Raw genomic sequence first — 18,468 nt, 5'->3', positions numbered from 1 at the left:
CAACTCCCGTTAAACAGGGACGCCGCATTACTGTTTCACCGCGGTGATCATCATGACCAGTTCGAAGGGTGAGACGCTGTTGACGCGGGCGATCGCAGCGAGCGAATCCGCACTGCCAAGGGCGATCCCCCTGTCGCCCAGCAGCGTTTCGGCCGCTTCCAGGTCCGTCTCCAGCAGCGGGAGCGACACGGCCAGCGGTGCGTTCAGGGCGCGCTCAATCAGGGTCACCTTCGGGTTCGGGCCGCTCTGCGCAGACGCGATAAATGCAATAGAGATGGCGGTGAGCACGGCAGCGGATCCCATGAAAAGCTTTTTGGGGAAGTACCGTTTCATTCCCTTCCAGTTAAAGTAGACGTGCAGGAGCGCTGCGGCGACGAAGAGCAATCCCAGCGTCTCGTGCAGTGCCTTGACCTGGACATCGAAGAGGTGGAAATAGAGCAGGATGCCGCTCACGCCGACGACAATAAATACCAGCGCCGTTAACGAGGTCGCACTCTCTTTGATCAACGGTTTCATTATACGCTCCTTGCAGATAGTTGTTCGGTGACTCGGGAACGGCAGGGAACTTCCGGCACCGTTCATATCTCTTTGGAAACGATTGTAGAAAAAAGGTGTATATCGGCAGCCAACGCGGCGTAAACCAATGTAAACGCCGCTGCAGTCGTGGGAAAAGCGTCACTGCGTTTTTTGGCTCTCTCGGTGCCCTTGCGTATCCCCCTCGGGGTATCAGGAACCAAATAGGTCCTCCAGCGCCGCATCGACGGTTTTGAATTTAAACGTAAATCCGGCCTCCAGCAGCCGTTTGGGCAGGGCATACTGACCGCCGGCAAGCGCCTCGCCGCCTTCGGAGCCGAAACGCAGCTTCAGGAGTAAACGGGGTACGGCCATAAAAGTCGGGCGGTGCAGCACCCTGCCGAGCGCCTTGGTCAGACCGTAATTGGTCGTCGGCACGGGCGCCATAAGATTGTAAACCCCTTCCATATCCTGATGCCGGGTAGCAAAAAGGTAGCCCCGCATCAGGTCCTCGATATGCACCCATGTAAAAGACTGTGTCCCATCGCCGATCGTCCCGCCGAGACCGAGCCTGAACGGCAGAAGCATCTCTTTGAGAATGCCGCCGCCATGGCCGAGTACAATGCCGTAGCGGAAGATGATCGTTCTGATGCCAACGGCTTTGGCCTGCATGGCCGCCGCCTCCCAGTTCTGCGCCAGCCGTCCCAGAAAATCGTTGGCATAGACGGCGTTATCTTCATCATATTTGCCCGTCGATTCATAGATGCCTACTGCCGACGTACAGATGAAAAGTTTGGGCTTTTCTGCCATCATCGCCATGGCGCGCACGAGCTTCTCTGCCGTTTTCACTCGGCTCTCGTAGAGCTCTTTTTTATACACTTCCGTCCAGCGCCTGTTGATCGATGCACCGGCCAGGTGGGCAATGACGTCCGCCCCGGAAAGTTTCTCGACGAAAACAGCGTCATCGAGCAAAAAGTCCTTTGTGTGGAGCGGGATAACGTCCCACCCTTCCGCTTCGAACATGCGTACCAGGTGACTTCCGATAAACCCGCCTGCGCCGCTGATTGCGATTCTCATGTCTCCTCCTCTGACGGACGGTAGGGTGCTCACACCAAACACCGCGTCCTTTTTGCATCACACCTATTTTACACATGATAACGCTGACACAGAAGGGATTAATTGAGAAAAACAACATACTCTGGCGCATTAAACAAAAAAACACACCAGACTCATTCGGGAAAAGGGTTGACGGAGGGGCTTACGCCTCCCCGATACGGCGTTCGTAGTGCGAACGCAGCCAGCGGTCCAGCGGGTAGAGGAGGCGGTAGATGATGGGCACGACGACGAGGGTCAGGATCATCGAACTGATCAGCCCGCCGATGACGGCGATGGCCATCGGCGACTTCGTCTCGCTCCCGAAACCGCTGCCGAATGCCAGCGGCAGCATCGCGAAGACCATCGCGAAGGTCGTCATCAGGATCGGTCGCAGACGTTTTTCGCCCGCCTCGAGCAGCGCCTCGTTGACCTCCCGCCCCTTCTCGACGGCGACGTTGGCGAAGTCGACAAGCAAGACAGCGTTCTTGCCGACCATTCCCATCAGCAGGAAGAAGCCGATCATGACGAAGAGGCTGAACTGCTGCCCGCTCAAGAAGAGGGCGATCAAAACCCCCGTAATGGAGAGCGGCAGCGCCATCATGATAATGACGGGCTGGATCAGCGACTCGTAGAGGATCGCCAGGATGATATAGATCATGATGATCGTCAGCCCTATTGCCGTGACGAAGGCTTTGCCGGTCTTGGCCATCTCTTCGGCGAAGCCGGTAAAGCGGTAGTTGACGCCCTCGGGCATCAGCTCGTCGATCTTGGCCATCGTGTAGCCGACAGCCCCGCCGAGGTCGAGGCCGAAGAGGTCGGCGAAGACCGTCACCTGGCGTTCGCGGTCGAAACGGTTGACCGCCGCCATCGCGCTGCCGTTCTCAAAGGTGACGAGCCCGTCGAGGGAAACGAGGTCGCCCGCCGGGGTCCGCAGCTCCATCTTTTTGATCTGCTCCACGTCCTCGCGGTGGGCGTCGTCGAAACGCAGGGTGATGTCGTAGAGCTTGCCGTTCTCCTCATACTGGGAAATCGGCAGGTCGCTGGAGAAGGCCGTTGCCAGGGCGTTGGCGATATCCTCGGCACGGACGCCGAGGCGGTTGGCGTTCTCGCGCAGAATGGAGATCTGCAGCTCCGGCTTGCCCGCCTCGAGGTTCGTGTCGATGTCGACGAAGCCCTGCTTCTGCGCCAGGTAGGCCGTGAGCGCGTCCGACGCCTTGGTGAGGGATTCGAAGCTGTCGCCCTTGAGGACGATCTGGTACGGCACGGAGACCCCGGCGCCCTTGATGTTCGGGATGGCCGCCGCGGTGATGAAGAGATCCGGATCGAACCCCTTGAGTTTGCCGCGCAGCGCCTGGATGATCTCCTCCTGGTTCTCGCTCCGTGTCGTTTTGTCCGTCAGCTTGACGTAGAGCAGCGCCTTGTTGATCTCCTGGGCGCTGTTATAGCCGATGCCCAGCGTCGTATACTCCACCTGGTCGACGCTGTTGACCAGCGCCTCGACCTTGCGGGATTTGACGAGCATCTCCTCCAGGGAGATCCCCGGCTTCGCCTCGATTTTCACCTCGAACTCCGCCTTGTCCTCCTTGGGGACAAAGTCCATCCCGATCTTCGGGAAGAGGGAGAGCGAACCGATGAAGATGACGAGGACGGCGACCATATTGAGCACCTTGAACCGCAGGGCAAAGCGCAGGGTCGCCGCGTAGGCGCGGTCGAGCCAGACGAAGATGAACTCCGTCTTGTCGTAAAAACGGCTCTCGCCTTTATGCAGCACCCGCGCACTGAGCGATGGGATGAAGGTCATCGCGATCGTATAGGAGATGACGATGGCAAAGGCGACGGTCATCGCGAAGGAGTTGAAGAACTTCCCGACGATCCCGCTCATCATGGAGACGGGAATAAAGACCGCCAGCAGCATCGAGGAGATCGCGAGGATGGCGAAGGCCATCTCCTTGGTCCCCTCGACGGCCGCATCGAACTTGCCCATCCCCGCTTCCATCTTTTTATAGATGTTCTCGATGACGACAATGGCGTCGTCGATGAGGATACCGATCGCCAGCGTCAGCCCGATCAGCGTCAGCTTGTTCAGGTCGAAGCCCATATAGTCCATCAGGGCGAAGGTGCCGATAATGGACGTCGGGATCGCCAGGAAGGCGACGAGGGTGATCGTGACGTTGCGCAGGAAGACGAAGATGATCAGTGCCGCCAGCAGCGCCCCGTAAACGAGGTCGAACTCGACGTCCTCGAGGGAGTGGATGATGAAGGGCGAGGTGTCGTTGAGCGTTTTCACCTCGATCTTGTCGCCCGCGAGCTTCTGCAGCCCCGGCACGGCCTCCTTGACCAGCTTGATCACGTCGAGGGTATTGGTGCCCGAGATCTTCTGGACCTCCAGCATGACGCCGGCCTTGCCGTCATAGGAGGAGAAGCTCTTCGCATCGGCCAGGGCGTCCTCGACCCTGGCAAGATCCCCCAGGCGAAGCTCGTCTTTGATCTTGATTGCGAGCAGGTCTTCCATACTTACCGCGTCGGCCTCGGTCTTGATGATCAGCTCGTTCGGACCCTTCTCCAGCTTCCCGCCGCCGATCTTGACGTTCTCTTTGGCGATGATGTCATTGAGCTCGCCCACGGTAATGCCGTACTTGTTCAGGGCGTAGGGGTCTGGGTAGATGCGGATCTCGCGGTCGCGGTAGCCGATGATATTGATGGCCCCGACCCCGCTGAGGCGCTGGATCGCCGGCTTGGCCTTCTCGTCGGCAAAGAGCATCAGCGCCGTCGGCGTCGCCTCTTTGGCCGCCAGGAAGACGTTGATGACCGGGGCGGCACCGATGTCGAGCTTGCTTACCAGCGGTTTCTCCGCCTGCACCGGCAGCTTGACGGCGGAGACCTTGTCGCGCACGTCGTTGGCTGCCTCGTCGATCTTGCGTTCGAGCAGGAACTTCACCATGACGACGCTGACGCCGTCGCTGCTGGTGGAGGTGATCGTGTCGATCCCGTTGATCCCCGAGACCGCTTCTTCGATCTTGTCGGTGATCTGGGACTCGACGCTGGTCGGTTCCGCCCCAGGGTAGACCGTTTTCACGGTGACGATGGGGAAGTCGACGTTGGGGAAGAGCGCCGCGGGCATGGCTTTGAAACTCATCAGTCCGAAGACGACGAGCGTCAGCACATACATCAGCGTCGTGATAGGTCGGTTAATGGCGAATTTGTACATCAGTCGACCTCGATCTCACCCTCGCCGAACAGCCCCGGGACGATCCCCTTCGCCGGGACCTCGACGATGATCTTTCGGTTGGCGTTGTTGGCCGTCGGGTAGACGATGCTCACCTTCCCTTCGCGCGGTGCCGTATCGCCGTCGACGCGGTAGCGGAAAGTCTGGCCCGCTTTGAGTTTCGTCCAGTACTTCTGGTCGACTTTGAGCTTAAGGGTGTTCGCCTTCGCGCTCTGCAGCCGCAGCAGCACCTTGATCATGGCGCCGCTGACGACGTCCCCCACCTCGACGGGCTTGTCGGAAACGACCCCGTCAAAGGGGGCCCGCAGGATCGTCTTCTCCAGCAGGGCCTGCTTGTAGCGAACGTTGACTTCCGCTTCGTGCAAACGGCTTTTCGCCGTCTCATACGCCGATGCGTAGCGGTCGTACTCGCCCGCGTCGATGACGTTCTTGACCTTCTCGTAGCGTTCGAAATTGCGCTGGGCGAACTTGGCGTCGACACGGGCCAGCTCCAGCTGCGCCTTGGCCAGCTCCACCGCCTCTTTCATATCATGGTTATCGAGCCAAAGCAGGATCTCCCCCTTTTTGACCCGGGAACCGACGTCGATATTGATCCCTTCGATGGTGCCGCTGGAGGTCAGCGAGAGTTCGGCGGCCTTTTCCGCCTCAACATCGAACGTTGCATAGATGTTCTCCGCATGCAGTGCCGCAAACATGAGGACTGCCGTCACTAAGATCTTTTTCATTTGACATACTCCTTCGGGTCCATCCCCAGGTTATAAATGTAGGTTGCGTTGGCGCTGTTAAGCCCGCTCAGTGCGCGGTTGTACTGCGCTCTCGACTCCGTCGCTTTGCTCAGCGCGTCAAGGTAGCGGATGTAATCAACGACCCGCGCCTCGTACTTCTTCTTGACGACGGCAAAGGTGCAGTCCGAGGCCGTTTCCGACTTTTTCGCCGCGTCCAGCAGGCTTTCGGCGCGCTGGATCGCTTTGAGGGCCAGGGCCCGGTCTGCCTCCGCCGACTTCTCGGCGTAGCGCAGTTCAAGCGCCTGCGCCTCCTGCTGCAGCCGGATCACCTGTTTCTGCTGCCGCGCGGCGCCGAAGTCGATCAGATTCATGGTGAGCTGCAGGGTCAGACGGTTCTGCTTGTCGACGAAATTGACCGGGAAACTCGGGTTGAAATTCTTGTAGTCGTACCAGGTATAGGTGTCATTGAGGGCGATAGTCGGGTAGTAGACGCTGTCGGCCTGTTCTGCCGCATAGCCAAGGGCACGAACCCTGTAGGCCATCGCTTCGAGGCTGTCGAGGCGTTTCGCTTCAGTCTTCTCCGGCAGAACGACAGCCCCCGGTGTCAGCTCCCCCTCCAGCGGCGCGCCGCTGAGCAGTTCCAGCTGGCTGCGCAGGCGGTCGCTCTCGTACTGCCGTGCCGTGATCTGGTAATCCGCATCGGCCACGGCGGCATTGAGACGCTCGACATCCTCCTCGGTCGCAATGCCCGCACTCTTGAAGAGCTTGAAGCGTTCCAGCTGTTCGGCAAGCTGCTCGCGGTTCTTCTGCAGGGCGTCAATGTCGGACGCAACGTTCTGCAGTTCGGCATAGCGCTGGATCACCTGCAGTGAGACCGCTTTTTTGAACCCTTCCAGGTCAAACTGCCCCGCTTTCGCGTCCATGCTTTTCTCGTCAATCAGATTCTTTCGTTTAAAACCGTCGAGGATGACGAAGTTCGCCTCGGCGTAGGCCTTGTAGGTTTCGGGTACGTCGATGCTGCCCCGCTCGTCGATGTACGAGGCGCTCGCCCCCGCGTCGATGCGCGGAAGGTACGATGCGATCACCGCGTCGTGTGCGTGCGCCGCCGCTTCCGCGCGTTTGGCATAGGCCTGCACCTGTTCATTCTGCTGCGCCTGGGTGATCAGCGTCGGCAGATCAAACCCGAACAGGGCCGTCCCCGCAAAAAGTAAAGAGAAAATCTGTCGCATTAGCATCCTTTGATCATGGTCAACATTTGGGCCTGCAGTGCCGGCAACTGTGAGAGAAGATCACCGTCATGGACCAGCCAGTAGTTAATATAGCCGTCGCTGAGGCCGGCAAGGTGATAGGACATCGCCAGGGCCCCTGCCTCGTCCAGTGCCGGATTGATCCGCCGGACGATCCCGGCGATCACCTTGTACACCTGTTCAAGGATCTCCGGTTCGCTGTGGCGGATATTGCTGAAAAAGAGCGGGTTGTTCTTCGCGCACTCCTCGACGGCCTTGCGTTTGGAGGCGAAATGGCTGAACTTGAGCAAAAAGGCCGCTTCCAGCTGCGCTTCGGGCTCTGTCACCGTCTTGCAACGCACTTGGAGCTCCTCGATATAGCCGCCGATCTGCGCTTTGACATAGGCCATATAGAGCCCCTCTTTGGACTCGAACAGCCCGTAGATCGTCCCCACGGAGACCCCGACGCTTTTGGCCAGCTCCGAGACCTTGAGCGCTTCATACCCCGCCGACTCGAAGGCTTCCGCCGCCGCTTCAAGGATCAGGGAGCGCTTGACATCCTGCAGTTTTGCTTTGATCATGGTTGACCCTTCCGTCCCTTTTTATCGAAATCATATTTGAATACTAGAACTATATTTCTAAAAATGAACTTAGTTCAAATCTCTATACACCGAATGTGATGTATACTACCGGATAGGACCCCCGAAGGAGCAGGACTGTGATCGAGGCCGAACATCTGCGCAAACGTTTCAACAGCACCATGGCCGTCGATGATGTCGGATTTCATATCCCCCGCGGCGAGATCTTCGGACTGCTGGGGCCCAACGCCGCGGGCAAAACGACGACGATGCGGATGCTCTGCGGCCTGATCACCCCCGACGACGGCACCGTGCGCATCGACGGGAAGCCCGTGCAAAAGGCCAAACGCCGCTTCGGCTATGTTGCCCAGTCGTTCGGACAGTACGAAGAGCTCAGTGTCATCGAGAACCTCCGTTTCTACGCAAGCATGTATGATGTACATGACGCAGAACGGCTCGATGCGCTGCTCGAACGCTACGCTTTGAGCACGTACCGGAACAAACGTGCCGGAACCCTCTCGGGCGGGATGAAACGGCGCCTTGCCCTCGCCTGCGCCCTCGCCCACGACCCCGACGTCCTCTTCCTCGACGAACCGACGGCCGGCATCGACCCCGTCACCCGCAAGCAGCTCTGGGACGACTTCTACACGCTGGCGGCCGCGGGGAAAACCCTCTTTGTCACGACCCACTACATGGAAGAGGCACAGCGCTGCCGCCGCATCGCCATTCTCGACCACGGGCGGATGATCGCCGAAGGCGCACCCTCTGCCATCAAATCCGAACTGGGGGATGTCCGCGTCTTTGCCGTGCGCGTCGACTACGACCCCGCCCTGGTCGCCGCCGCCGAAAGGCATCCGGGGATCCGTCTCGTCAACCAGTTCGGCGGTGAACTGCGCCTTATGACGATGCCGGAAATGGGCCGGGAGGCCATCGATGCGCTCATCGCGCCCTTCGCGCCCGATGCCGCCGTCTATGAAACCGAACCAAACCTCGAGGATGTCTTTATGGCCCTCACCCAGGAGCGACGGTAATGGTTGGGGCGATGATCAAGAAGGAGCTGACCCAGCTACGCCGCGACCCGAGGCTGATCGCCCTGATTGTCGTCATGCCCGTCATCTTCCTCGTGCTGTTCGGCCTCGCCCTCAAACTCGAGCCCAAAAACGTCGCGATGGCCTACGTCGACAACGACCGCTCCTTTTTCAGCAACCTCATCAAAACGGGACTCTGGAGCGACGGCTACTTCAAGCTCTACCCGGTTGCGGACAAAGCGGCGATCATCGAGGAGATCCGTTCCGGGCGGGCCGAGGCGGGCCTCTTGATCGACGGCAACTTCTCCGCCGACCTCAGCGAGAACCGCCAGCCCCACATCACCTTCTACGTCGACGGCACGATGCCCTCCCTGACGACGGCGATGAAGTACAACTCCTCCGCCGCCACAGACGAAGGGGTGACGAACGACATGTATTTCCTCGACGAGAACGCGCCGCCGACCGTCATTGCCCCGGAGCCCTTCATCATGGATACCGTCGTGCTTTTCAATCCCGACGAGAAAGAGACCTGGTTCTTCCTCCCCGGCATCATCGGGGTGCTCATCATGCAGATCGCGCTCATTCTCACGGGGATCACCGTCGTGCGCGAGCGGGAGAAACAGACCCTGGAGCAGCTCCTCGCCACCCCCATCAGCAAAAGCGCCTTCGTCTTCGGCAAAATCATCCCCTACGTCATCATCGCCCTGATCGACTTCTACCTCATCCTGGAGCTGGGGTGGCTGCTCTTCGACCTGCCAGAGGCGACGTCCCACCTCTATCTCGCCCTGCTCGCCGTCATCTATGTCGCCGTCATGATCGCGCTTGGAGTGCTGATCTCGCTCGTGTCGCAGACCCAGCAGCAGGCGATGTTCCTCGCGATCTTCATCATTATCCCTTCCGTGATGCTCAGCGGCCTCATCTTCCCCCTTGAAGCCGTCCCCGACTACATCCGGCCGCTCTGCTACGCCATCCCCTTTACCTACTTCGTCGAAATCATCCGGGGATTGCTCATCAAACACACCCTCATCGCCGACCTCTGGCGCTCTTTCGCGGCGCTGGGCGGATTCGCCGTGCTCTTCATCGGGCTGAGCATCCTAAAATTCAGACGCTCCCTGCTGTAAGAACAGTCGGCCGGTTTTGTGCTGTCGGGCGTTGTCACTGCATACATGTCTATGATCTGTGGTTGAAAGAAAAGGGAGGTTCAGAAGCGTGGCGTGCTTGTAGAAGCCGGCAGCCGTGCTGCCGATGCCGCCTTTGCCAAGGGGCCTTCAGGGGTTAGGCGAGGGTGACTTCCTGGCCGTCGCTTTCGTTGTCGTCAACGCCGTCGTTATCATCATCCGGGTCCTCATCGTCAGGAATACCGTCGTTATCGTCATCATCGTCGTATTCATCGGTCAGGCCGTCATGATCGGTGTCGTTGAGCTGGTCGGGATCGTTGCTGTCGTCGATTCCGTCATTATCGTCGTCGCTGTCCACGTCATCATCGATGCCGTCGTTGTCGTCGTCGCTGTCATCGGCGTCGACGCTCTGGTCGTTGTCGTCGTCAATGTCGGCATCGTTGTTGATACCGTCATGGTCGAAGTCATTGATACTATCCTCGTCCTCGCTGTCGGGAATACCGTCGCCGTCGTCATCCGGATCGACATCATCCTTGAGACCGTCGTTGTCGTCATCATCGTCGTAGAGGTCGATAACGCCGTCGTGGTCGCTGTCCATCGGGTCGTCGGTGAGTTCGACGGAGATAACGGCGCCTTCGGGCGTGACGACGTTGAAGAGATCGTCGGAGACGCCGTTGTTATCATCGTCGTAACCGGTACGATCCATCGGCAGGTCGATATAGCCCAGTGCAATGGCGGACGCGTTCACTTCGAAGAGGGTACTGCCGTTAAGGGTCAGCAGCGTCACGACGGAAGCGTCCGGCGTATTCTCGTTGGTCGTCATCACCAGGCGGCAGCTGACATTCTGGGGGACTTCGATCTCGAAGGGGTGCTGGGACGTACCGTTGTCGGTGGAGTTGACAGCGTAATAGCTGCCGTCCTCGCAGAAAGCTTCGATCAGGGTTCCCGGTACGGTCCCGGTGATGCTCGCCATCGCCGTGTTGGTGCTGCTCCCCGAGCTTCCGCAGGCGGCAAAGATTAGGCCGGCAATAAGCGCCGAAAGTGCAAGAGAAGTCGATTTCATCTCGGATCCTTGTGGTGATATGGTGACAACCACTATGACGCGCGAAAATGAAGATTGCATGAAGAAAGTGATACATTTGTGATACTTTCCGGGGCGCTTTTGCCTCTCTGCACACCGTTTCAGCGGCCTCGGATGCCGCCGAACCCTGCTCCGAAAAAAAAATGTACATTTTTTTCATTTTGCTACGCCGGTGCTACGTTTGCTTTTTACAATTGGTTTTGTTCAACTTAAAGGAGTGATCATGACTATGTTCTACTACCGTCTGCCGAGCCTGGGTCTGGGATGGGGAACGACCGCCATCGGCGCCACAGTACAGAACGTTCCTGCACGTACGACACGCTACACTTCAGTGCGCTAATTCGCACGGCGGGGTCCCCCGCCGGTTTTTCCGAACACTATAATTTTTTGAGTTGTTTTTTTTGGAGGGCCGACGCGCGTCAGCAGGCGTCGCGGTAGTGGTGGTTGAGTTCACCGCGGTACGCGGCAAGGACTTTCTCAGCCGGGATGCCGTCTTGATAGATACGCAGGATCTGGCGGATGAAGTTGATGGGGTATTCGTAATAGTGCCCCTCGTCGCGGCGCATGATCTCATAGAGGACCTCATACATCCCCGCGTAGATCTCCGGGTGTTCCTTGCGCAGCCGCTGCAGGTCTTCTTCGGCCTGAATCAGCGTCTGGTCATTGAATTCGCCCCGTTCGTGGATGGTTTTGCGGATCTCGACATAATCCTTGAGACTTTTACAGTTGACTACATGGTCCGTAAAGATATCTATCAGCGTCATCGTATCTCCTTTGCCGCTTCGTTATCTATGCATTGTAAAACGCGAACGTAGCAACAGTGTAGCACGAAATGCACCCGATGCATCCTAGCCTTCCGCTTTCAGCCCCTCGAGCAGCGTGCGGTTCCCCGCCTCGAAGATCGCATCGATGTTGTCGCTGATCACCAGGTGCCCGTCGATAATCAGCGAAGCGAGCCCATGCACCGTCGACCAGACCGTCGCCGCGAGCAAAAAAGCATCCCCTTTTTTGAAGATCCCTTCCCGCTGCCCCACCTCGATGAGATGTACCAGCGCATGAAACCCAGACGCCCTTTCAGCGTCTTCAAGATCGCAGACCTCTTCGCGTTCCTGGCGCACCGTCGGTCCGAAAAGCACGCGGTAGAGCTGCGGATTGTTGACGGCAAAGGCGAGGTAGGCGCGCCCCATCATCGTAAAACGGGTCAGCACGTCCACGTCACCCTTGGAAAAGATATCGACAAAGAAGGCGTCAAAGCGTTCGAAGCCGGCCAGGATCACCTCCCGGATCAGCGCCTCCTTGTTCTCGAAGTGCCGGTAGATCGCCGTTCGCGATGCCCCGATGCGCGCCGAGAGTTCCCGCAGCGTTATGGCTTCGAGCCCCTCGCTCTCCAGCATCTCCAAGGCCGTTTCGATCGCCGATTCTTTCACATTGCCGTGGTGGTACGGCCGCTTTTCATCCTGGTTCATTTCAAAAGTATAACAAAATCCCCCTTGGTGTTGACAACGGTCACATTACTATGTTAACATTGTCAACATCAACCGAAAACGGAGGAATTCCCATGCAAAAATGCTTACCGCTACTCCTGCTTATTACCCTGAACACCTGGGCGATCAGCGACTACGACCTGGCGAAAAAAACCGATGCCGCACTCAGCGGCTTCCACGATGCCGTCAGCGAAATGCAGATGACGCTCATCAACGCCAACGGCCAGACCCGCGAACGCACGATGCTGATGAAGGTACTCGAAGGCAAAGAGGGGGACAAATCACTGATGGAGTTCCTCACCCCGGCGGACGTCAAGGGGACCAAGTTCCTCAACTACGAACATTTCGACCGCGACGACGACCAGTGGCTCTACCTCCCCGCCCTCAAACGGGTCAAGCGGATCGCCTCGCGGAACAAGTCCGGCTCCTTCATGGGCAGCGAATTCAGCTACGAGGACCTCAGCGCGTTCAATATCGAAAAGTACACCTACGGGGGCGATGCGGAGACGGTGGAGCTCGAGGGAAAATCCTACTACAAGACCGTCCGCTTCCCCAAAGAGAAAGACTCCGGCTATACCAAACAGGTGAGCTGGATCAATCCGGAAACCTACGTGATCGTGCGGGTGGACTACTACGACCGCAAAAAGGCGCTGCTGAAGACAGCCCGCTTCAGTGACTACCGCAACGAGGGAGGAGTGTGGCGTATCGGCAAGATCGTTATGACCAACCACCAAAACGACAAAGAGACGATCCTCGTCTGGAAACACGAAAAGATCGATACGGGCCTGACGGACAAAGATTTCCACAAACGGGTCCTCAAGCAGTGAGACGGCTGCTGCCCCTGCTCATCACCCTGCCGCTGGCGGCGGATGTCGACATCCGCGGCAATGTCAGCCTGCAGGGCGATGCCTTTCTTCTCCGCCAAAGCGGCAAGCATGACACCGGCACCACCCTGCTGGGTTCCTTTGAGGCCGAATACACCTATGAGGATTTCCGCGCGGTGACACGGCTCAACGCCCAGCAGGACTACTATGACCTGCTGGCAAAAGAGGAGCAGACGGGCCGGAGCTTCCTTCGCGTCGACGAGCTCTACGGCACGTTGGACCTGGGCAACAACCAGCTGATGGCGGGGCGGAGCCTCCGCTTCTGGGGGGCACTCGAGGTACGCAATATCGTCGACGGCTTTAACCCCGTGGACCTGCGCAACGGCCTCTTCGAAGAGGACAAGATCGGCGTCTGGAACGCGGCGCTGACCCACTACACCGACACCGGATCCCTTTCCCTGATCGTCAAATTCGCCGAGGAGAATCAGAAAATGGCCAAGCCCCCTTATGCCTTCTACTTCTTCCCGCCCGAGGTGCAATACGACGCGACGCTCCAGACCAGCGAGTCGAACACCCTCCCGACCTACTACCTGCGTCTGGGCGGTTCGACGGAAACCGAATACCCCCTCGATTATGCCGTGATCGTGCAGCGCGGCTACGATTCGCAGCGCTATTTCCTGGCGGGCGATCCCGTGATTACGCCGATCGACCTCATCACCTATACCTATACGGTCCCCCTGGCCGAGTACGCCTACCGCGTCAACAAGGTGATGACCTACGATACCCTCGTCGTCGGCGACACCCTCTTCAAACTTGAGGCCCTGTATACCGACGTCATTGACGATGACCATATCTCCGACTACTATCACATTGCCGCCGGGGTGGAACACACCATCGTGCAGGTGTACGGTGAAGCGGACCTCGGCCTGCTGGCGGAGTACTACCGCTATGAGACGACGGAAAAGGGCAAGTATACGGACCTCGACCTCTTCGAAGTCTTCCAAAACGACCTTTTCCTCGGTCTGCGCGTCAGCCTGAACGACGTCAACAGCGCCTCGCTCGTCGGCGGGGTGGTCGCGGACCTGGAGTACGACGAGCAGAGCTACTATGCCGAGTACGAGACCCGGCTTTTCGACAGTTTCAAACTCAATATCGACTACCGCTATATCGAACCCTCGAAAAACACGATGACGGCGTTCCATATGCTCGGCCGTTTTCAAAGCATCACCGCCAAATTTGGGTATTACTTTTGAACGATGTCTGGAACAAAGTCCCATCCATCTACGCTTGCCGCTATGGCACTAAAGCACAAAAATGCTTTCGGCATTTTCGTAAACTGACATAAGGACGCTCTATGAGTATCGACCGATTCGTTGACGGCATCATCCGTTTCCGCTGGTGGGCCGCGCTGCTGATCCCGCTCATCACCCTGGCCCTGGCCTCGCAGCTGCGCTACCTGCAGTTCGAGGGAAGCTATCGCATCTGGTTCGGCGAGGACTCGCCGATCCTCAAGCAGTACGACACCTTCCGTTCCGTCTTCGGCAACGACGATGCCCTCCTTATCATGTTCCGCGACGATGAGGGCGTTTTCAACCCCAAAGCGCTGGGCGTCGTCAAGCGGATCACCGAGGCGCTCTGGCAGACGACGGACATTGCCCGGGTCGATTCGCTGACCAATTACCAGTACGTACACAGCGACCCGGCGTATCCCGACGACGTCATCGTGGAGGACTTCATCGACGACCCCGCCGCCCTATCCCCCGAACAGCTGGCCGATAAGGCGCGCATCGCCGCGGGCGAGGAGATGATCGTGGGGCGGATCGTCAGCGCCGACATGAAAACGACGATGATCGCCGCGCGCCTCACCCCCAAAGCCGGGGACGACCCCGAAGTCTCGGCGCGGCTCAAGGCGGCGGGCGAAGCGATCGTGGCCAAAGAGGCGGCCAGCGGCTACACCTTCCACCTGGGCGGCGGCCCGATTCTCAACATGGCCTTCATCACCCTCGGCGAACACGACGTCAAGACCTTCACCCCCTTCGTGCTGCTGATCGCGATGGTCCTGTTGTGGTTTATTTTCCGCCGCCCCTCGGGGATGCTGCTGAGTCTCTCCGTCGTCATCTTCACCTTCCTCATCGTCCTGGCGGTGCAGGTACTGCTGGGCTACCGGCTCAACAACTTCACCGCCAATCTCCCCGTCTTCGTCGTCGCCATCGGGATCGCCGACGCGATGCACCTCTTCTGGATCTACCTCGTCGGCCGGCGGCGGGGCATGGGCAACCATGACGCGATCCGTTTCAGCGTACGGAAGAACTTTCTGCCGACCCTGCTGACCTCGCTGACAACCGCCGTCGGGTTCGCTTCCCTGGCCGTTTCCCAGGTCATTCCCGTCAAGACTCTGGGCATCGCGACGGCAACCGCCGCGCTGCTCGCCTTTGTGCTGACGATCCTTTTCGTCCCGGCCATGCTGGCGATCCTCAACCCTAAAGTGGCGCGGAGCGAAGAGGAGGAGTCCGAAAGCCATGACGCGCTCTCGCTGCGGAGCGCCCGTTTCATCATACGCCATGACCGTCGTATCCTCCTTGGCAGCCTGCTGCTCTTTACGCTGATCGGCATCGGGATCGCCTGGGTAAAGGTCGACTCGAACACGGTGCGCTACTTCAAAGAGCACGTCCCCTTCCGGGAGACGGTGACCTTCGTGCAGCGCAACCTCACCGGACCGATGGCCTACGAGATCGTCGTGGATTCGGGGGAGAAGGACGGCATCAAATCGCCCGAATTCATGCGGACCGTCGCCCGCTTTACCGAGGCGTTCAAAGCGCAGTATCCGGCGGTGCGCCACACCACCTCCCTCGTCGACGTCGTCGAAAAGTTCAACGACGTCATGACCGGCAGCCCGACCGTACCGGACGGGCGCAACCTGATCGCCCAGTATCTGCTGCTCTACTCCCTTTCCCTGCCCCAGGGAATGGAAATAAACGACCGCATGGACGTCGACGAACGGCAGCTGCGGGTTACCGCGTCCGTGGACATCGTTGACACCTCCCTCGACCTGGAGATGATGCAGTGGGTCGAGGATTGGTGGGCGCAGACCCCCTACCGCGCCCAGGTCAACGGTCAGACGGAGATGTTCGCGCATATGCAGCACGACGTTACGGACACCCTTGTCGAATCAATCCTGCTCGCCATCGCGGCAGTCTCCCTGATGATGATGCTGATCTTCAGGAACCTCCGCATGATCCCCCTCTTTATCATCCCCAACGTGCTGCCCATCGCCCTCGTCGTCGGGGTCATGGGGTGGCTGGGGATCACCATCGACCTCGGCGTGGCGGTCTCCGGAGCCATCATTATCGGCGTCGCGGTGGACGACACCATCCACTTCCTCGTCAAATACCGCGAAGCGCGGCGTGAGGGCGAAAGCTTCGAAGCGGCGCTTGCCTACGTCTACCACTATGCGGGCAAAGCGATCGTCTTTACCACCCTCATCCTCAGCGCGGCCTTTATGATCTTCGCGCTGAGCGACTTCGTCCCCAACGTCAACTTCGGGATCGTCACGGCGTCTGCCCTCGTGATCGCCGTCGTCATCGATCTGCTGATGCTCCCCGCCTGGCTGAGTCTCGCCGACAGCGGCAAACGCAGCCTCATCGCCTGACGAACAGCGGAGGGGCGCTACGCCGCGCAACACCGCTGCCACGATTTACCAATTGTTATATATGGATTTACACCCGATTTACCCCGTCCGAATATGATTGCGTATCACACGATCCGAGGATGGGAAAACATGAACGAGAAAATCCACGCCATCAAGACCGAAATCGCCAAGGTGATGGTCGGACAGGAGGCGCTCATCGACGCGCTGCTGATCGGCCTCATCACCGACGGCCACATTCTCGTCGAGGGGGTGCCGGGGCTGGCGAAGACGACGGCCATCAACTCCCTGGCCAAGGCGCTGGGACTGGATTTCAAACGGGTACAGTTCACCCCCGACCTGCTCCCCAGCGACATCGTCGGGACCGAAATGTACGACCAGCGCAACGGCGCGTTCAAGGTCAAGATGGGTCCCGCCTTTACCCACCTGCTCCTCGCCGACGAGATCAACCGCGCCCCGGCGAAGGTGCAGTCGGCCCTGCTGGAGGTGATGCAGGAGCACCAGATCACCATCGGCGACGAGACCTTCAAACTGAGCGATCCCTTCCTCGTCCTCGCGACCCAGAACCCCGTCGAACAGGAGGGGACCTACCGCCTCCCCGAGGCACAGCTCGACCGTTTCATGCTCAAGGTCCTCGTCGACTACAACAGCTTCGAGGAGGAGATGCAGATCGTCGATCGCATCGCTAACCGCAGCGTCGGGGCTATATTGCAGGTCGCCGGTGCCGACGACATCCTCGCCATGCGCGACGAAGTGCAAAACGTTCATGTCGACGAGGCCGTCACCCGCTATATGATGAAGATCATCTTCGCCACCCGCGAGCCGGAGAAGTACGGGGTCGGCGAGATCGCGCAATACCTCGAATACGGTGCGAGCCCCCGGGCCTCCATCAACCTCTACAAGGCCGCCAAGGCCCGCGCCTACCTGCGCGGTAACGACTTCGTCACCCCCCTTGATGTCGCCGACACGGTGCGGGGCGTCCTGCGCCACCGCATGGTGCTGAACTACCGGGCCGAAGCCGCCGGTGTCACCGCCGACGACCTCATCGGCACGATCATGCAGACGATCAAGCTCCCCTAAGGCGTGAGAGTGCTGGCGCACAAGAGCGAAGAGATCCTGATCCGTACCCGCCGCAACATCTTCGGCAGCAACGCCGGGGGCAACCCCAGCATCTTCGCGGGCAACGGGCTGGACTTCGCCGAACTTAAAGAGTACACCATCGGCGATGACGTGCGGACCCTCAACTGGAAGGTGACGGCAAGGGAGCAGCGCCCCTTCGTCAACGTCTTCAACGAGGAGCGCGAACTCAACATCGTCTGCGTCTTCTTGGAGAGCGGCAGCATCTTTTTCGGCTCGCAGCGTTTCAAGCAGGAGGTGATGGCCGAAGCCCTCTCACTCATCTCCTACTCCGCGCTGAAAAACGACGACCGCGTCTCCACCCTTGTCTTCAGCGACAAAGAGGAGTTCTTCCTGCCGCCGACCCGCGCCCTGGGCTCCCTGCATGTCACCGTCCCCGAGGTACTGGGCCGCGACCCGCTGGGCAAGCGCGTCGATTTTGCCGCGCTCGTCGACCACCTCAACGGCCGCGTCCGCCAGCGTTCGCTCATCTTCCTGATCGGCGACTTCTACGGCGACGACATCGACCTCTCACTGCTCGCCCGCCACGAGGTCTACGCCATCATCGTTCGCGATCGCTTCGAGGAGAACCCCGCGCTCTCCGGCGAGATCGGCCTGCTCGACGCCCAGAGCATGGCGGGCACGACCCTGGAACTCTCCCCCGCCCTCGCCGCACGCTACCGTGATGCCCTGGAGGCGCGGGACAAGGCCCTCGTCGAGCACCTCGCCTCCCACCGCATCACCGCAACGAAACTCTACACCGACGAAGAGCCCTTCGTGAAGCTCTCCGCGCTGTTCAGGAGGTAGG

At 59.2% G+C, this 18,468-nt stretch carries 16 protein-coding genes; 7 read left to right on the top strand and 9 right to left on the bottom strand.

All coding sequences use genetic code 11. The annotated features are described in order from the left end of the window. Positions 1 to 27: 27 nt before the first annotated feature. The 6 genes from LOH54_RS01505 to LOH54_RS01480 form a co-directional block, all read right to left on the bottom strand. A complete protein-coding gene (locus LOH54_RS01505) occupies positions 28 to 516 on the bottom strand; it encodes a DUF4405 domain-containing protein (protein WP_231019922.1) in 489 nt (162 codons plus the stop codon). 210 nt (positions 517 to 726) lie between these two features. Further along, the gene (locus LOH54_RS01500) at positions 727 to 1,590 is read right to left on the bottom strand and encodes a TIGR01777 family oxidoreductase (protein WP_231019921.1); all 864 of its coding nucleotides are present in this window, start codon (positions 1,588 to 1,590) and stop codon (positions 727 to 729) included. A 181-nt stretch (positions 1,591 to 1,771) separates the two neighbouring features. Beyond that, positions 1,772 to 4,816, bottom strand: coding sequence for an efflux RND transporter permease subunit (locus tag LOH54_RS01495; protein ID WP_231019919.1), 3,045 nt, complete (start codon positions 4,814 to 4,816; stop codon positions 1,772 to 1,774). Continuing rightward, entirely contained in the window at positions 4,816 to 5,559 is a 744-nt protein-coding gene (locus tag LOH54_RS01490; protein WP_231019917.1) for an efflux RND transporter periplasmic adaptor subunit, read from the bottom strand. The genes LOH54_RS01495 and LOH54_RS01490 overlap by 1 nt, the downstream gene beginning before the upstream one ends. After that, entirely contained in the window at positions 5,556 to 6,788 is a 1,233-nt protein-coding gene (locus tag LOH54_RS01485; RefSeq protein WP_231019916.1) for a TolC family protein, read from the bottom strand. The genes LOH54_RS01490 and LOH54_RS01485 overlap by 4 nt, the downstream gene beginning before the upstream one ends. Continuing rightward, the gene (locus LOH54_RS01480; protein ID WP_231019915.1) at positions 6,788 to 7,366 is read right to left on the bottom strand and encodes a TetR/AcrR family transcriptional regulator; all 579 of its coding nucleotides are present in this window, start codon (positions 7,364 to 7,366) and stop codon (positions 6,788 to 6,790) included. The genes LOH54_RS01485 and LOH54_RS01480 overlap by 1 nt, the downstream gene beginning before the upstream one ends. 137 nt (positions 7,367 to 7,503) lie before the next feature. Here LOH54_RS01480 and LOH54_RS01475 point away from each other — a divergent pair, with 137 nt between their 5' ends. Further along, positions 7,504 to 8,394, top strand: coding sequence for an ABC transporter ATP-binding protein (locus LOH54_RS01475; RefSeq protein WP_231019913.1), 891 nt, complete (start codon positions 7,504 to 7,506; stop codon positions 8,392 to 8,394). Beyond that, a complete protein-coding gene (locus LOH54_RS01470) occupies positions 8,394 to 9,512 on the top strand; it encodes an ABC transporter permease (RefSeq protein ID WP_231019911.1) in 1,119 nt (372 codons plus the stop codon). The genes LOH54_RS01475 and LOH54_RS01470 overlap by 1 nt, the downstream gene beginning before the upstream one ends. 154 nt (positions 9,513 to 9,666) lie before the next feature. On the opposite strand, the gene LOH54_RS01465 is transcribed toward LOH54_RS01470, so the two are convergent. The 3 genes from LOH54_RS01465 to LOH54_RS01455 form a co-directional block, all read right to left on the bottom strand. Beyond that, entirely contained in the window at positions 9,667 to 10,572 is a 906-nt protein-coding gene (locus tag LOH54_RS01465; RefSeq protein ID WP_231019910.1) for a hypothetical protein, read from the bottom strand. Positions 10,573 to 11,009: 437 nt separating this feature from the next. Further along, the gene (locus LOH54_RS01460; protein ID WP_231019908.1) at positions 11,010 to 11,354 is read right to left on the bottom strand and encodes a hypothetical protein; all 345 of its coding nucleotides are present in this window, start codon (positions 11,352 to 11,354) and stop codon (positions 11,010 to 11,012) included. Positions 11,355 to 11,438: 84 nt separating this feature from the next. Continuing rightward, complete coding sequence (locus tag LOH54_RS01455; protein ID WP_231019906.1) at positions 11,439 to 12,056, bottom strand: TetR/AcrR family transcriptional regulator; 618 nt, start codon at positions 12,054 to 12,056, stop codon at positions 11,439 to 11,441. A 92-nt stretch (positions 12,057 to 12,148) separates the two neighbouring features. Between LOH54_RS01455 and LOH54_RS01450 the strand changes: the two genes are divergently transcribed. The 5 genes from LOH54_RS01450 (at position 12,149) to LOH54_RS01430 (ending at position 18,467) form a co-directional block, all read left to right on the top strand. Further along, complete coding sequence (locus tag LOH54_RS01450; RefSeq protein ID WP_231019904.1) at positions 12,149 to 12,901, top strand: outer membrane lipoprotein-sorting protein; 753 nt, start codon at positions 12,149 to 12,151, stop codon at positions 12,899 to 12,901. Beyond that, positions 12,898 to 14,151 (top strand): hypothetical protein, encoded by a 1,254-nt coding sequence (locus tag LOH54_RS01445; RefSeq protein ID WP_231019902.1) that lies wholly within the window; start codon positions 12,898 to 12,900, stop codon positions 14,149 to 14,151. The genes LOH54_RS01450 and LOH54_RS01445 overlap by 4 nt, the downstream gene beginning before the upstream one ends. 101 nt (positions 14,152 to 14,252) lie before the next feature. Then, positions 14,253 to 16,547: an efflux RND transporter permease subunit gene (locus LOH54_RS01440; protein WP_231019900.1), complete on the top strand. Its 2,295-nt coding sequence runs from the start codon at positions 14,253 to 14,255 to the stop codon at positions 16,545 to 16,547. Positions 16,548 to 16,676: 129 nt separating this feature from the next. Further along, complete coding sequence (locus tag LOH54_RS01435; RefSeq protein ID WP_231019898.1) at positions 16,677 to 17,624, top strand: AAA family ATPase; 948 nt, start codon at positions 16,677 to 16,679, stop codon at positions 17,622 to 17,624. Between the two features lie 9 nt (positions 17,625 to 17,633). After that, positions 17,634 to 18,467 carry a DUF58 domain-containing protein gene (locus tag LOH54_RS01430; protein WP_231019896.1) on the top strand — a complete coding sequence of 278 codons (834 nt, stop codon included), beginning with the start codon at positions 17,634 to 17,636 and terminating at the stop codon, positions 18,465 to 18,467. Position 18,468: the final 1 nt, after the last annotated feature.

Source organism: Sulfurimonas sp. HSL-3221, assembly GCF_021044585.1.
Taxonomy (GTDB): Bacteria; Campylobacterota; Campylobacteria; order Campylobacterales; family Sulfurimonadaceae; genus Thiomicrolovo; species Thiomicrolovo sulfuroxydans.
The sequence above is the reverse complement of the archived record's forward strand: the minus strand, read 5'-3'. Positions and strand labels throughout refer to the sequence as shown.